This window comes from Streptococcus oralis, assembly GCF_001588645.1.
Classification (GTDB): Bacteria; Bacillota; Bacilli; order Lactobacillales; family Streptococcaceae; genus Streptococcus; species Streptococcus oralis_AB.
In genome coordinates this window covers 176,006-190,895 of record NZ_LAYF01000004.1, presented here as the reverse complement: position 1 = coordinate 190,895, position 14,890 = coordinate 176,006, and the positions used below count along the sequence as shown (strand labels likewise).

General features: G+C 39.9%; 18 protein-coding genes. 16 read left to right on the top strand and 2 right to left on the bottom strand.

Annotation, left to right across the window (positions count from 1 at the left end; translation table 11 throughout):
• Positions 1 to 380: 380 nt before the first annotated feature.
• The gene (locus A0739_RS04795) at positions 381 to 923 is read left to right on the top strand and encodes a hypothetical protein (RefSeq protein WP_155718967.1); all 543 of its coding nucleotides are present in this window, start codon (positions 381 to 383) and stop codon (positions 921 to 923) included.
• Positions 924 to 1,123: 200 nt separating this feature from the next.
• On the opposite strand, the gene rnjA is transcribed toward A0739_RS04795, so the two are convergent.
• A complete protein-coding gene (gene rnjA, locus A0739_RS04790) occupies positions 1,124 to 2,803 on the bottom strand; it encodes a ribonuclease J1 (RefSeq protein ID WP_000331970.1) in 1,680 nt (559 codons plus the stop codon).
• 1 nt (position 2,804) lies between these two features.
• Positions 2,805 to 3,038 carry a DNA-dependent RNA polymerase subunit epsilon gene (locus A0739_RS04785; protein ID WP_000639581.1) on the bottom strand — a complete coding sequence of 78 codons (234 nt, stop codon included), beginning with the start codon at positions 3,036 to 3,038 and terminating at the stop codon, positions 2,805 to 2,807.
• Between the two features lie 845 nt (positions 3,039 to 3,883).
• Here A0739_RS04785 and A0739_RS04780 point away from each other — a divergent pair.
• The 15 genes from A0739_RS04780 to A0739_RS04710 all read left to right on the top strand — a co-directional run bounded on the left by A0739_RS04780 (position 3,884) and on the right by A0739_RS04710 (position 14,801).
• A complete protein-coding gene (locus A0739_RS04780; protein ID WP_061587234.1) occupies positions 3,884 to 4,159 on the top strand; it encodes a hypothetical protein in 276 nt (91 codons plus the stop codon).
• Position 4,160: 1 nt separating this feature from the next.
• Positions 4,161 to 4,733, top strand: a complete 573-nt coding sequence (locus A0739_RS04775) for a hypothetical protein (RefSeq protein WP_231082575.1) — start codon at positions 4,161 to 4,163, stop codon at positions 4,731 to 4,733.
• 19 nt (positions 4,734 to 4,752) lie between these two features.
• A complete protein-coding gene (locus A0739_RS04770; RefSeq protein WP_061587233.1) occupies positions 4,753 to 5,526 on the top strand; it encodes a Fic family protein in 774 nt (257 codons plus the stop codon).
• Positions 5,527 to 6,221: 695 nt separating this feature from the next.
• Positions 6,222 to 6,437, top strand: a complete 216-nt coding sequence (locus A0739_RS04765; protein WP_000492029.1) for a hypothetical protein — start codon at positions 6,222 to 6,224, stop codon at positions 6,435 to 6,437.
• 252 nt (positions 6,438 to 6,689) lie between these two features.
• On the top strand, positions 6,690 to 7,373 hold the full coding sequence (gene tsaB, locus A0739_RS04760) for a tRNA (adenosine(37)-N6)-threonylcarbamoyltransferase complex dimerization subunit type 1 TsaB (RefSeq protein ID WP_061587232.1): 684 nt from the start codon (positions 6,690 to 6,692) through the stop codon (positions 7,371 to 7,373).
• Positions 7,370 to 7,807, top strand: a complete 438-nt coding sequence (gene rimI / locus A0739_RS04755; protein ID WP_061587231.1) for a ribosomal protein S18-alanine N-acetyltransferase — start codon at positions 7,370 to 7,372, stop codon at positions 7,805 to 7,807. The genes tsaB and rimI overlap by 4 nt, the downstream gene beginning before the upstream one ends.
• Complete coding sequence (gene tsaD / locus A0739_RS04750) at positions 7,797 to 8,807, top strand: tRNA (adenosine(37)-N6)-threonylcarbamoyltransferase complex transferase subunit TsaD (protein WP_061587230.1); 1,011 nt, start codon at positions 7,797 to 7,799, stop codon at positions 8,805 to 8,807. The genes rimI and tsaD overlap by 11 nt, the downstream gene beginning before the upstream one ends.
• Before the next feature lie 96 nt (positions 8,808 to 8,903).
• Complete coding sequence (locus A0739_RS04745) at positions 8,904 to 9,767, top strand: XRE/MutR family transcriptional regulator (protein ID WP_061587229.1); 864 nt, start codon at positions 8,904 to 8,906, stop codon at positions 9,765 to 9,767.
• 284 nt (positions 9,768 to 10,051) lie between these two features.
• Entirely contained in the window at positions 10,052 to 10,258 is a 207-nt protein-coding gene (locus A0739_RS04740; RefSeq protein WP_061587228.1) for a hypothetical protein, read from the top strand.
• 18 nt (positions 10,259 to 10,276) lie between these two features.
• Complete coding sequence (locus tag A0739_RS04735) at positions 10,277 to 10,951, top strand: CPBP family intramembrane glutamic endopeptidase (RefSeq protein ID WP_082243807.1); 675 nt, start codon at positions 10,277 to 10,279, stop codon at positions 10,949 to 10,951.
• Positions 10,952 to 11,092: 141 nt separating this feature from the next.
• Positions 11,093 to 11,701, top strand: a complete 609-nt coding sequence (locus tag A0739_RS04730) for a hypothetical protein (protein WP_061587226.1) — start codon at positions 11,093 to 11,095, stop codon at positions 11,699 to 11,701.
• Positions 11,702 to 11,838: 137 nt separating this feature from the next.
• Positions 11,839 to 12,534, top strand: a complete 696-nt coding sequence (locus A0739_RS04725; protein ID WP_082243806.1) for an AzlC family ABC transporter permease — start codon at positions 11,839 to 11,841, stop codon at positions 12,532 to 12,534.
• Positions 12,524 to 12,847, top strand: coding sequence for an AzlD domain-containing protein (locus A0739_RS04720; protein WP_000253946.1), 324 nt, complete (start codon positions 12,524 to 12,526; stop codon positions 12,845 to 12,847). The genes A0739_RS04725 and A0739_RS04720 overlap by 11 nt, the downstream gene beginning before the upstream one ends.
• Before the next feature lie 102 nt (positions 12,848 to 12,949).
• The gene (locus A0739_RS04715; RefSeq protein WP_061587225.1) at positions 12,950 to 13,792 is read left to right on the top strand and encodes an amino acid ABC transporter substrate-binding protein; all 843 of its coding nucleotides are present in this window, start codon (positions 12,950 to 12,952) and stop codon (positions 13,790 to 13,792) included.
• A gap of 154 nt (positions 13,793 to 13,946) precedes the next feature.
• Positions 13,947 to 14,801, top strand: a complete 855-nt coding sequence (locus A0739_RS04710) for a MetQ/NlpA family ABC transporter substrate-binding protein (RefSeq protein ID WP_000694533.1) — start codon at positions 13,947 to 13,949, stop codon at positions 14,799 to 14,801.
• Positions 14,802 to 14,890 lie beyond the last annotated feature (89 nt).

The window sequence follows — 14,890 nt, the reverse complement described above, 5'->3', positions numbered from 1 at the left end:
CGAATAAAAAGACACTTCTCTCTATAAGAAGCTCCCATTTTTTGAAAAAATAAAGTATTGTGGAAGGAGTTGATTAAAATTAGAAAAATAAATCCAGATATCTTATTTCTATGTGGTGTTTTGGTCATATGTTGCTGTTTTTTGCTTTTCCATATAAATCCTTACCATGTAGCTGATGACGAGCTAATATTAAAAATACAATCTATATTTTGGAGTTTGTTGTGGCGTCCAGTTCCATCTTTAGGAATGGTGGTAGGGGTGATTATGATTTTTAAGAGTTTGAAAAAATAATATCATTTTATTTTTAGTCTTCGATTTTCTAGTTAGAATGGAGATTGGATAGGAACAAACTTAAGTTGATATTCTTATTGTTGTTTAGCTTGCTCACTTTTGGAATATTTTTAGACGTCAAAGCAGATACTATTCCAAGTCCTGATTTTGAAGTGATATCAGAGTTGGTATTAAAAGAAAATAAAACTGGAGTAATTTATGAGTTTGAAAATTTAGAAACTAGAGAACAATTTTTAAAATCTAGAAATATAACACCTTCTAATGCAAGCTCATTCCGTTCTTATGGAGTAAGTAGTGTTCGTAGAACATACCTCAGCTCTTACCGTGATACAGCAGTTTCTGGACGAGTTTCTTATACTGTTTATGGAGGGAGCTCAGGAGCCAGTGTGTCAATATCATCAGGACAAAGTTTTTCTTCTTCTGAGTATGGAATAGGTTTTACTTATGGAAGCGCAGCTACTCATTTTGTTCCACCTTATAAATATGGTTATATAGTTTTGAAAGCTTCTTTTACAGTTAATATTTATAAATTAGAGGTTAAATATCAAGGAACTAATGAATGGCGTCCAGCTGGACGAATTAAGACATTTAGTAATAAAAATGTTTGGACCGAGTTGAGAACTTACAGTTAACTACTTTATAAAAATAAAAGAAAAAATATAACAGACTAGAATAACGAAGATGTGGTGCATAAGCACATTAAATTCCTGAGGAACTGACAGTCCTCAGGAATTTTTACTTAAATAAAGCTCACACAATAATGAAGCATACCCCAAAAAGTAAGAGCAAAATCCAACTTTTGGGGTGTGCTTCATGGGTGAGGGATGATTTATTATTCTTCGTCTGGTGTGAGGATCATAGGGATAATGATCGGTTCACGTTCCGTATTTTCATAGAGGAAGGGGCGAATGGCGTTGACAATGGCACCATTGACAGACTGCACGCTAGCATCTTTGTTTTTCAATGCGATACGAATAGCATTGAAGAGGATACGTTGGCTTTGGCGAATCAAGTCGCCAGACTCTCTCATGTAGACAAAGCCTCGGCTAAGGATGTCAGGACCAGACAAGATCATTTTAGACTTGAAGTCAACAGTTGCGACTGCTAGAACGACACCGTCTTCAGATAAATCACGACGGTCTTTGAGGACAGCAGCGCCGATTTCACCGATACGATTTCCATCAACATAGATGTCTTGGGCATTGAAGTGCCCTGCGATACGGGCTGAGTTAGCAGTAAGGGCAAGTACATCACCATTGCTCATGATAAAGATATTGTCCTTCTCGACACCCGTATCCACCGCTAGTCCAGCGTGGACTTTCTGCATACGGTATTCACCGTGGACAGGCATGAAGTATTTGGGCTTAATCAAGCGGAGCATGAGTTTTTGCTCTTGCTGACCACCGTGTCCAGAGGTGTGGATATTGTTAATTTTTCCGTGGATGACTTCGACACCAGCTTCTGAGATAATGTTAATCAACTTGTTGACGCTAGTGGTGTTTCCAGGGATTGGGCTAGAAGAGAAGATAACAGTATCGCCGGGTTGGAGTTGCACCTGACGGTGGGTTCCGTTAGCGATACGAGAAAGGGCTGCCATCGGCTCACCCTGACTACCTGTACAGAGGATGAGAACCTCGCCTGCAGGGTAGTCTTTGATTTCGTTTGGCTCGATAAAGGTTCCCTTAGGAGCTTTGATGTAGCCAAGCTCGATCCCGTTGACAATGGCCTTTTCCATCGAACGTCCAAAGACCGCAATCTTGCGTCCAGTCTTAACAGCGGCATCTGTTGCTTGCTGGAGACGGAAGATATTTGAGGCAAAGGATGCAAAGATGATACGTCCTTCGATACCTTGGATAATCTTCATGATGGACTGACCAACGACTTTTTCAGAGTTGGTAAAGGTTGGCACTTCTGCATTTGTCGAGTCAGAGAGGAGGCAGAGTACGCCTTCTTCACCAAGGGCTGCCATCCGGTGCAAGTCCGCAGGTTCCCCAACTGGAGTAAAGTCAAACTTAAAGTCACCCGTACAGACGATTTTCCCTTGAGGAGTATGAATGACAATCCCCAAAGGTTCTGGAATAGAGTGAGTGGTTCTAAAGAAAGTTGCCTTGAGATTTTTAAAGGTCAACTCAGTGTTGTGGTTGATTTCGTAAAGTTTGGCGTTGCGCAAGAGGCCGTGTTCTTCAAGTTTTCCACGGATCAAAGCCAAGGCAAGTGGTCCAGCGTAGATAGGGACATTTGCTTGCTTGAGCAGGAAAGGAATCCCACCGATGTGGTCCTCGTGTCCGTGTGTAATCAAAACGGCTTTGACGCGGTCGATATTGTCCACGATGTAAGAGTAGTCAGGGATAACGTAGTCTATACCCAGCAAGTCATCTTCCGGGAATTTAATCCCAGCATCGACGATGATAATTTCGTCTTGGTATTCAATTCCGTAAGTGTTTTTCCCGATTTCTCCCAGACCACCGATGGCAAAAACGCCGACTTCTTCAGGTTTAAGAGTGTAGGCCATATTAGAACTCCGTGATTTCGAAAGCGCCAGTTTCTTTTTCGTAATCTAGCAATTTGTCAGACAAGAGTTCGATAAATTCGATATTGTACTCTGGGCGGTTTTCTTCGACAAGTTGGCGAGCAGCGATACGCCCCTCAAGTTCTGAGTTGGCATCGATGTCTAGGTAAAGTGAGCGTGTTGTTTCACGACGTGGGCTACGTTCTTTTGTTTCTTGATAAAAAACTTTGTAAATCATATAGTTCCTTTCTATTTACAGGTCAGCTTATTCCAAACTTTTAGTAGAGATTTGCTTGATTTCATTCCATTTTGTGTCTAGATTGACCTTGATTCGTTACAATTATTTCAATTATACCATAAAATGAAAAATTAGTAAAAGACGGAAATGGAGAAAGTCGTGAGGGAAAGAGGAAGCAAAAAGATGATTAGGGATTGGTCGGATAGCGATAAGGTGTTATAATGGAAGGGGGAATATAAAGAGATAGTGGATTTAAGGAAGAATATAGTTCTAGTTTCATTAATCGTTGGAGTGGATGGTTGGGACAGAATGATATCTTTGAAAAAAGAAAAAGCTCTTGAGAAATCTCGAGAGCAAACAAAAAGGCTGAGACAAAATTAAGGGATCTTTCTGAGCAAGCTCAAGGGGCAGCACCATTACCTGAAGTGATTGAATCACAACCTTTGAAAGACTTGTCACCAAGCCAGACCAAATCTCAATCTTACCCTATTTTATCATCTACTCAGCTAAGAAGTCAATCTATAAGTATAACGATGTAGACATAGCATGGAGTGGAGTGCTTACTAAACAGGCAAAGAAAAGCCCTTAATTTAAGAGTAAGCAAAAAGAGAGGACCAATGGTAGTCAGGGGTCTTTACAGCTCAAAGCTGAAGGCAGTCCCACACCCGTACCAGAAGTTGGTACCTTTGAACGCTCTGTTACCAGTCGCTTTACGTTATCCTCTCAATATTTATATTTTACTATAACTTACTGAGGGAATCAACTTTAAAAGCATCAAAAAGCCCTTGACCGAAGTCAAGAGCCAATGTTAAAATGGAGAAAAATGTTACAAGGAGAATTATTAGATGAATGATACAATTGAAATAACTTTATTATTTAATCTATTTTTTTATGAAATGGGACTTTATACAAGAAACGAAAGATTCATTGAAGCTAACAAAAGAAAGGCAATTTCTATTTTAGATGAAGATGCTAATAATCTTAAATATATAGATGAGGGTTTATATAACGATTATAAGGAAACAATTGCTTTTCTTGAAAACATTTCAGAAGAAGAATATCAGTATATTAAAAATGATATTGTCGAAAACTTAATGGAACTTATAAAGAATGAGAGATGATATGAGACCGACATTTAAACAAGTAAGAGACTATTTTATTAATAAAGAGGCGAAACCTCCCATCTCTAATGCATATATGAAAACAAAATTTGGACAAACAAAAGGAGGTTATATTGATTTCGCTAAGGTTTGTTCTTCACAAGGAGAATATATTTCAAAAGATGAACAGCATTATAAAAATTATGAAGTTCTCAAAAACTGTATAGAGAAAAATTTATTTGAAGAACATGAACTTTCATATCTGCGGGAAATGAATGATATCTCGATTTTAGACTTAAACCTAGATGATAAATGTGAACCAAATCAAAAATGGCATCTATATGTTTCATTGTTTGCTCAGACAATAATTGAAATCAAAAATGAAGGTAAAACTGCTGAAGACTTGTGGATAACACAGTTTCGTAAATATCCGAGTTTACAACTAAAATTATGGATGGCCGAAGTTGTAGGGTTAGGCCTGCAAGAAATTGGTGATGCCATTAAGAATAATGCAGGTGAGAGCAAAGTAAACAACTTGATTAAGGAACTATCCTGGGATGCTATTTTTGAGATAGTATATAAAGAATCAATTTAAAAATATTATAGGAGATGCAATGGACCTTATTGAAAGACTCTTAGAAGAACGTAACACAAAACTTCATGGGGGAATCTACGATATAACCCAAAAACGTTTTGCCTATCATTCCAATAAAATAGAAGGTAGTAGCCTGACTGAAAATCAGGTTAGTTTTATTTATGATACAAAAATCATCGCAAATATCGGGGAAAGGGGAATCAGAATTGATGATGTGATTGAAATGGCAAATCATTTCAAATGTTTTGACTACATTCTGGATACTGTGAATGAACCACTGACAGAAGCTTATATTAAAAAAATTCATCAAATATTGAAAAGTGGAACCAGTTTGGAGTATAGCCCTCTTGCTTCTGTCGGAGCCTACAAATTACTCCCAAATATCGTAGGAAAAATGGAGACAACTCCTGTAGAACGTGTTGAAGAAGAGATGCGGACCTTACTAATTGGATATAACTTAAATAACGCCAAAGAATTGGAGTATCTTATTACTTTTCATGCTAACTTTGAAAAAATCCATCCATTCGCTGATGGTAATGGTCGAGTGGGGCGCTTGCTATTGTTTAAGGAGTGTCTAAAAGAAGGAATTGTTCCTTTCATTATAGGTTTTTTGAATAAGAAATGTTATTACTCTGCCTTGAAAGATCTTCAACTTAGGGATAACAAAAAACCTCTGTTGACTTATTTTCAGGGTGAACAAAAGAATTACATCAACGATTTAAAAAATAAAAATTTTGACGGGCCGATAAATCATGTTAAAAAAATTCTCAAAAAGTCTAAGAGTAATATGTGAGAATTCAAGGATAATATTGAAAAGTCTCTGTTTTAGGTCGAAAAAGAAAAAGCCCTTGACAAAAGTCAAGAGCCATCTAACACTGGGGGCGAACTAATCAATCGCAATTACAGTTATTTAGAAGGCGAACCCTCAAGGACAGCACCACAGCCTGAAGAGCCAAAGGCTCAACCTGATTTTCCTACCAATGTTCAATTATATTTTAACATTGACAAGTCAGTAAAGTCAAGTTATCGGTTGCGTGGTGGCTACAAATACCCTGAAGATGCGGACATAAGGACTTTAAATAAGTATGCGGATGCTTTGCAAAGGTCAGCACAACAATATTTAGATAGATTTGCAAATCAAAAAATCATCTACGCTTTTAACGAAGATAACCAACTGAACGCTCTGTTACCAGTCGCCCTATGTTATCCTCTCGATATTTATACTTTACTATAACTTACTGAGGGAATCAACTTTAAAAGCATCAAAAAGCTCCTGACCGAAGTCAAGAGCAGTCAAACACTGGGGGCGAATTGTTCAATCGCAATTTCAGTTCTTTAGAAACCAAAGTTTCAGGGATAGCACTGCAGCCCGAAGAGTCAACGACTCAACCTGATTTTCCTACCAATGTTGAATTACATTTTAACATTGATTGAACAACATTGTCAACAGTTTAAATAAAAATAGTAATACCAAAAGGAGGATTAAGAATGTTTAGTTTGTTTGAATTTGCAGTAGGGGTTCGCCTCTTGATGTTTGTAGTCTTTGTAGCTTGTGTCTATGGGGGGAATGCCCTGTTTGTGCATCTGGAACACCGCAAAACAAAGTTCCTTTGGAAGCTTGCTTTTGTGACGCTCTATTCAATTTTTCTCCTCCTGGTCACCTATGTTGTCTGGCTCGTTTTCTACTTTGGTTTAAATGCCTAAAGTCAATTATTCCTCTAGATATACAGAAAATCCACCTCGTCTTTAGATGGGATGGACTTTTTCTATTTTTAGGTGATATCTTTATTTTTACGATGATGATTTCTCACATCGACAATCGAGTTAAGGCATATATGACTTATTTACACTTCTTTTTGTCTAAGTGGTAGGCCTTTTTGTTTGGAAACAAAGAAAATTCCCATGCGCTGGCTTTTGTAGTATAATAGTAAACAGACAAAAAGATAGGAATGTGTTATGAAAGTATTAGCTTTTGATACGTCTAGCAAGGCTCTTTCTCTAGCCATTTTAGAGGACAAGCAGGTTCTTGCTGAGACTATGATCAATATCAAGAAAAATCACAGTATCACCCTCATGCCTGCCATCGATTTTTTGATGTCGAGTTTGGACCTGACGCCCAAGGACTTGGATCGCATCGTGGTGGCAGAGGGACCAGGTAGCTACACAGGTTTACGAATTGCGGTAGCAACTGCCAAGACCTTGGCTCATACTCTGAACATTGAGTTAGTTGGGATGTCTAGTCTATTGGCTCTGGTGCCACGCCAAAAAGAAGGCTTGGTGGTTCCTATCATGGATGCGCGTCGTAACAATGTCTATGCAGGCTTTTATGAAAATGCCAAGCCAGTCTTGCCAGAAGCACATCTGTCTTTTGCGGAAGTGCTAGAGCAGGTCAAGGATGCTGAGCAGGTGACCTTTGTCGGAGAAGTTGGAGCCTTTGTGGAACAGATCCAAGAACAACTACCACAAGCCAGCTACCAAGAAACCTTGCCAAATGCAGCTAATCTAGCTCTTTGGGCCTGGGACAAAGAAGCAGACTCCTTGCACGACTTTGTGCCAAATTACCTCAAGCGTGTCGAAGCCGAGGAAAACTGGCTCAAGAACCACTCCGAGTCTGGCGAGTCCTACATTAAACGCCTATGATAGAGATTAAACGAATTCAAGGACAGCCTAACCTGGCGCAAGCCATCTATGCTGTTATGGTAGATGTTTACCCAGTTAGTCCGTGGGCGCTGGAACAAATCCAAGCAGACCTGTCCCAAGATCAGACCTGGTATGCATTGGCTTATGATGGGGTAGAAGTGATTGGATTTCTAGCAATTCAAGAGAATCTCTTTGAAGCGGAAGTCCTGCAAATCGCTGTCAAAAAAGCCTATCAGGGTCAGGGAATCGCGACAGCCTTGTTTGACTTTTTGCCTGCCGACAAAGAAATTTTCCTCGAAGTGAGGGAGTCGAACAGGCCAGCTCTGCTATTTTATAAAAAAGAAAAATTTGAAGAAATCGCGCGACGGAAGGTCTACTACCATGCGCCGATAGAAGATGCGATTGTCATGAAAAGAGAGATCCATGAAAGATAGATATATTTTAGCTTTTGAGACATCTTGCGATGAGACCAGTGTCGCTGTCTTAAAAAACGACGACCAGCTCTTGTCCAATGTCATTGCTAGTCAAATTGAGAGTCATAAACGTTTTGGGGGCGTAGTGCCAGAAGTGGCTAGTCGTCACCATGTCGAGGTCATTACAGCCTGTATCGAGGAGGCTCTAGCAGAAGCAGGAATTACAGAAGAAGATGTGACAGCCGTTGCCGTTACCTACGGACCTGGATTGGTTGGAGCTCTACTAGTTGGCTTGTCAGCTGCCAAGGCCTTTGCTTGGGCGCATGGCCTGCCACTGATCCCCGTCAATCACATGGCTGGGCACCTGATGGCAGCTCATAGTGTGGAGCCCTTGGAGTTTCCCTTGCTGGCTCTCTTAGTCAGCGGAGGCCATACTGAGCTGGTCTATGTCAGTCAGGCTGGTGACTATAAGATTGTGGGGGAAACTCGCGATGATGCGGTCGGTGAAGCCTATGATAAGGTCGGTCGAGTTATGGGGCTGACCTATCCAGCAGGTCGAGAGATTGACGAGTTGGCCCATCAAGGTCAGGATATTTATGATTTCCCTCGTGCTATGATCAAGGAAGATAATCTGGAGTTTTCATTCTCAGGTTTGAAGTCTGCCTTTATCAATCTTTACCACAATGCTGAGCAAAAGGGAGAAAGCTTGTCTACAGAGGATTTGTGTGCTTCCTTCCAAGCAGCTGTCATGGATATTCTCATGGCAAAAACCAAGAAGGCTTTGGAGAAATATCCTGTTAAAACTCTGGTAGTGGCAGGTGGTGTAGCAGCCAATAAAGGTCTCAGAGAACGCCTAGCGGCCGAAATTACAGATGTCAAGGTCATCATTCCACCCCTGCGTCTCTGTGGAGACAATGCAGGTATGATTGCCTATGCCAGTGTCAGCGAATGGAACAAAGAAAACTTTGCAGACTTGGACCTCAATGCCAAACCAAGTCTTGCCTTTGATACCATGGAATAAAGAGTCAGCTTGAAGCTGGCTTTTTTGCTAAAATATTTTATAATATGTTAAAAAAGGAAAAGTTTTTACGAATAGAATAGTAAAGGGAGTTTGGCCATGATTGAAAAAATGGAATTGGGAGAATTTTACAAGGAATTGCGTCTGGCGAGAAAACTCAAGCAGTCAGATGTGGCTTGTGATGGACTGACAGCATCCCAGCTATCCAAGTTTGAACTAGGACAGTCTATGCTATCTGCGGACAAGCTGATCCTAGCGATCCAAGGGATAAATGTGACCTTCGATGAATTTGGACACAAGCTCAATAACTATCAAGAATCCCCACACATGCGATTTGGTCGAAAGGTTGTGGATCGTTTTGCCCATCAGGATATAGCGGGTTTAGAGCAACTGTTGGAGGAAATCGAACAAGAACAGATGGCAGAAACCTATCGTCGTTTGAATGCTATTGTAATCAAAGATGCTATCCATTCCTTGGATAAAAGCTATCCGCTAGCAGAGGAGGATAGCGAGTTTTTAACCACCTATCTCTATGCTATCGAGTCTTGGACCTGGTTTGAACTCTATATATTCTGTAATACCATGCCTTTCTTGAGTAATCAAGATTTGATATTTTTATCAACCTCTTTACTTGAAAAATCCAAGGAATTTAAAGAGTTGGTACATAATAGACTGTATATGAAAAGTGGCTTTCTGAATATTATATCAGAGCTCATGGAGCGCAAACTTTTCTCTTACATCCCAATCTTTGAAGCCGAGTTGGAGAGTATGCTCCGTCCGTATGATGTTTTTGAAAAAGTGTTGTGGCAATTTTTAAAGAAAATGAGTATTTTCCTTCAAACCAAAGGAAACAATCAAAAAGAGATTGAACACTTTATCCAATCTCTGCAAGTATTAGAAAATCCACAATTGATAGCCCTCTTCGACTTGCGTTTTCAGCAATACAAAGAACTTATCGATTAGTTAGAAACGGGAAAATGATAATAATCTCAGCAACGATTGTCAATAATGCTATGATTTGTTTCTTCATTTCATGTCCTCCTACATAATGGTAACTATATTATATCAGTGAAATAATCAAATCAATCAAAATCGCAAATGTGAAATTTCCATAAGAAAAAATATCAAATATGCGATTTTCTAAAATGGACTAACTTCTGTGATATACTGTCCTTGTAAAGTATTTGAAGCAAATCCTAGGTCGCAGAAGTAGTTTACAAGTAAAAATAATTGAAGGAGTGTAAATGATGTTGAATTTACAATTTGCAGAAACAATGGAATTGACAGAAGCTGAGTTGCAAGCGGTTAAAGGTGGAGATCTCATTCATCTTTTTGAAGGTGGCAGAACAACTTTACCCGCTTGGGGAGGTAGAAGTATCGGGCCAAGTCCTTATGGTGCTTTTGATTGGGCAAATGGATTAGCTGAAGGACTAATTGGACGTCGTCGCAGATAGCGCTTAGGAGACTAAATTATGAAAATGAAAGAAATAAAATTGCATCTAGCAACGATTTTGATAATAGCCACTTATTACCTGATTTTTACTCTTATGGCAAAGTTAGAGTTTGTAGATCAATTATCGGATTTTGGATTTTATGGTTTGCAGATGTTAGTGATAGTTATTGAGGGAATGGTTGCTAGCATCGTTCTTGTTAAGAGTGACTATTGGAAAGAGTGCGGGCAACTCCGGTTTCGTTGGTCTTATATCGGTGTTTTATTTCTTTCTTTTATACTGATGTTTTTGTGGGTGAATATAACAACTCAGATCTTTCCAAGCACGCAAAATGGGAATACTATACGAGAAGTGGCGACTAATTTGACAGGAATGAGCTACTTTGTAATACGCATTCTTTATGGTAGTTTGATAGCGCCTGTAGTTGAAGAGTTCGTCTTTCGTGGACTTCTGATGACAGCTCTATCCAAATTTAAAAAGTACTATGTTGATGTCATCGTTTCCTCCACTCTCTTTAGTCTCATCCATATTTTACAACATGGTTGGGTGATAACAGATTTTATCGTGTACGCAGGAGTAGGTTTGCTATTTGGTACACTATTTCGCTATACTCGTTCTATCTATTGGCCTATGGCCTTACATATCTTGTGGAATAGCTTCTTAATCATTGTCAGTTTACTGGTGTTTGGGTATTAGGTTTAGCAGAATTTTTAACATCGTATAAATAAGACTGGCTTCCCAGTCTTTTTCTTATTATGGCGGTTTGTCACTTACCCTTCACAGCATCCGACTCTATCAAAGTTTGTCAATCCTAGAGTTTTCTTGTATAGTAGAAATATGAAATTTACAAAAATAATTAGTAGTTTACTTACTCTTGGAGCTTTACTCATGCTTTTATCAGCCTGCCATAATATCAACAAGACGCAACTAGTCTTGTTTGAATCCCTTTCGTTTGGTATGCCTGTTAAATCTTTTGAAAAAGTATTTGGAGAAGCTGATAAAGTGGTTGAGGAAACAGAAATGGCCTATCGCGATACTTGGCGTGCAGAAGACCCTTATTTCTATAAAACAGGCCGCCTTTTCTATGATTACGAAAATATTTCTTTGAAGGGCCATACAGGTCGAGTAAGATTCACATTTTCAAAGTCGCATTACTTGGAAACAGTAGCGGCTTATTTTCCCGTTACCTCAAAAGCTGAGCAGCAAGCATTGCTTGATAACTTATCCCAGTCTATAAAAAAAGAACTTGAAGTTCTTCCGGATTACCAGTCCATGACCACTGATCCGGTAGGACTATACGATGACGGTTATCGCTACAAGGTCAAATTGAAAGGACAACAGTGGGAACTCTGGGTCGATGTCTATCCGACAGAAGATGAATATGCTGAAAAAACTGTAGTCAACAAGTATATGATCCGAGTGGATCAATTTCTTATGTATCCATGATACTCCCTCTTCAGCACTTTTTGCTGGCAATAAGTTTCGAATCCGAAACTTTTTTCTCTTCTTTGAATATGTTATAATAGTCCGTGCTGTAGCTGTGATGATGAACAGCCTCAATTGGAGAAAATATGAGGAGAAGGATGAAAGAAAAAGGATTTTGGGAAGGTGTACAGGCAGCTATGCCGACTGCCCTTGGCTATGTCAGCATTGGCCTGGCTTGTGGGATTATTGGCGCGCCCTATGTGACGCCTGTTGAGATGGGCTTGATGAGCCTCTTTGTTTATGCTGGGAGCGCCCAGTTTGCCATGTTGGCACTGATTGCGGTACAAGCGCCTGTGGTAGCTATTGCTATGACGGTCTTTTTGATCAACTTGCGACTCTTTTTGCTGAGCTTGCATGCATCGACCTATTTCCGTCATACTAGTCTCTGGCAAAATATCGGCATGTCTAGTCTCCTGACAGATGAGACCTACGGTGTTTTGATGGGCGAATTAGCCCATACAGACAAGGTCCATCCTATGTGGATGCACGGGAACAATCTCAATAGTTATGTAGCCTGGTTTATCGGGACAGTTGCGGGGACAGCTTTAGGTGGGCTTCTTCCAAATCCTGAGGTCTTTGGCTTAGACTTTGCCCTTGTTGGGATGTTTATCGGGATTTTTACCTCGCAATTTCAGATTATGCAAAGACGGGTTCCTGTACGGAACCTGCTACGGATCCTAGCAGTGGTTGCGGTGTCCTTCTTTTTACTCTTGACAGTAGTGTCTCAGTCGCTAGCTGTTTTGTTTGCGACCTTGCTAGGTTGCACTATGGGGGTGGTCTTAGATGGTCAGTAAATATCTTTTGTTAGCTGTTATCTTTTCAGGCCTAGTGACTTGGGTTCCCCGTATGATTCCTTTCATTTTGGTTAAGTACAAGGGCTTGCCAGCTATCGTCGAGCGGTTTTTGAAGTTTTTGCCTGTTTCCATTATATTTGCCTTGATCCTTTCAAGCGTAGTGACTGGCAAGGTTGGCAGCCTTCCTCAAATCAAATGGCTGGACTTTTTAGCAGTCTTTCCAACGGCTTGGGTAGCCTTTCGCTACCGCAATCTAGTGGGTACGGTTCTTTTTGGAGTGGTCTTGATTGCAGTCTTACGTCTGGTCTTTTAGTCAGCCATAAAAAAAACCTATCACCGAGATAGGTATCATATAATGGCGAAAAAAAATATTTTCTGTTAAGATAGTAAAGTATTCTATTTTGGAGGAAATGACATGAAAAAAATCGTTAAATATTCATCTCTTGCTGCCCTAGGGCTTGTTGCCGCAGGTCTACTAGCAGCGTGCTCAGGTGGAGATAAGAAAGATGCAGCATCAGGTGAAGCAACATCTGGTAAAAAAGAAATCGTCGTAGCAACTAACGGTTCACCAAAACCATTTATTTATGAAGAAAATGGTGAATTGACTGGTTACGAGATTGAAGTGGTTCGCGCGATCTTTAAAGACTCAGACAAGTATACTGTCAAGTTTGAAAAGACAGAGTGGTCAGGGATTTTCCCAGGACTTGATGCTGATCGTTACCAAATGGCTGTTAACAACCTCAGCTATACCAAAGAACGTGCAGAAAAATACCTTTACGCAGCACCAACTGCTAAAAACCCTAACGTTCTTGTTGTGAAGAAGGACGACACTAGCATCAAGTCTCTTGATGATATCGGTGGAAAATCTACTGAAGTCGTTCAAGGAACAACCTCAGCTAAACAATTGGAAGCATATAACACAGAGCATGCGGACAATCCAACTATCCTTAACTATACAAAGGCTGATTTCCAACAAATCATGTCTCGTTTGAGCGATGGTCAGTTTGACTACAAGATCTTTGATAAGATCGGTGTTGAAACAGTTATCAAGAACCAAGGTTTGGACAACTTGAAAGTCATTGAACTTCCAAGCGACCAACAACCTTACGTTTACCCACTTCTTGCTAAAGGTCAAGATGAGTTGAAATCATTTGTAGACAAACGTATCCAAGAACTCTACAAAGACGGAACTCTTGAAAAATTGTCTAAACAGTTCTTCGGGGACACTTACCTCCCAGCAGAAGCTGATATTAAATAGTCGTATGAAATCATCCAGTCTGAGAAAGGCGGATGATTTCTCAATTTTTAGGTATATAGTTTCAAACTATATGTCTGCCTATCTAATAACAATTTGCTAAATCAAATAAAGTATGAGATACTATTACGGTATTATTTTTAAAGGAGATAGAATCATGAAAATTAAAAAATGGCTCGGTGTAGCAGCTCTTGCTACAGTCGCAGGTTTGACTCTTGCAGCTTGTGGAAATTCAGAAAAGAAAGCAGACAACGAAACAGTTGTCAAAATTGCAACAGTTAACCGTAGCGGTTCTGAAGAAGCGCGTTGGGATAAAATCCAAGAATTGGTTGAAAAAGATGGAATTAAATTGGAATTCACAGAGTTCACAGACTATTCACAACCAAACAAGGCAACTGCTGATGGCGAAGTAGACTTGAACGCTTTCCAACACTACAACTTCTTGAACAACTGGAACAAAGAAAACGGGAAAGATCTTGTAGCGATTGCAGATACCTACATCTCACCAATCCGCCTTTACTCAGGTAAAAATGGGGAAGAAAACAAGTACACCAAAGTGGAAGAAATCCCAGATAACGGTGAAATCGCCGTACCAAACGATGCAACAAACGAAAGCCGTGCGCTTTACTTGCTTCAATCAGCTGGTTTGATCAAATTGGATGTTTCTGGAACTGCACTTGCAACAGTTGCTAACATCACAGAAAATCCAAAGAACTTGAAGATTACTGAATTGGACGCTAGCCAAACAGCTCGTTCATTGTCATCAGTTGATGCTGCCGTTGTAAACAATACCTTCGTTACAGAAGCAAAATTGGACTACAAGAAAGCACTCTTCAAAGAACAAGCTGATGAAAACTCAAAACAATGGTACAACATCATTGTTGCGAAAAAAGATTGGGAATCATCACCTAAGGCTGATGCCATCAAGAAAATTATCGCAGCTTACCACACTGATGAAGTGAAAAAAGTTATCGAAGAAACATCAGACGGTTTGGACCAACCGGTTTGGTAATAAGACACAGGGAGGTGGGAGAGAGTTTCCACCTCTTACTTTTGTATAGAGAGTTGATTTTAAAGAGGCACTTGTGGTCGTTCTGAGGA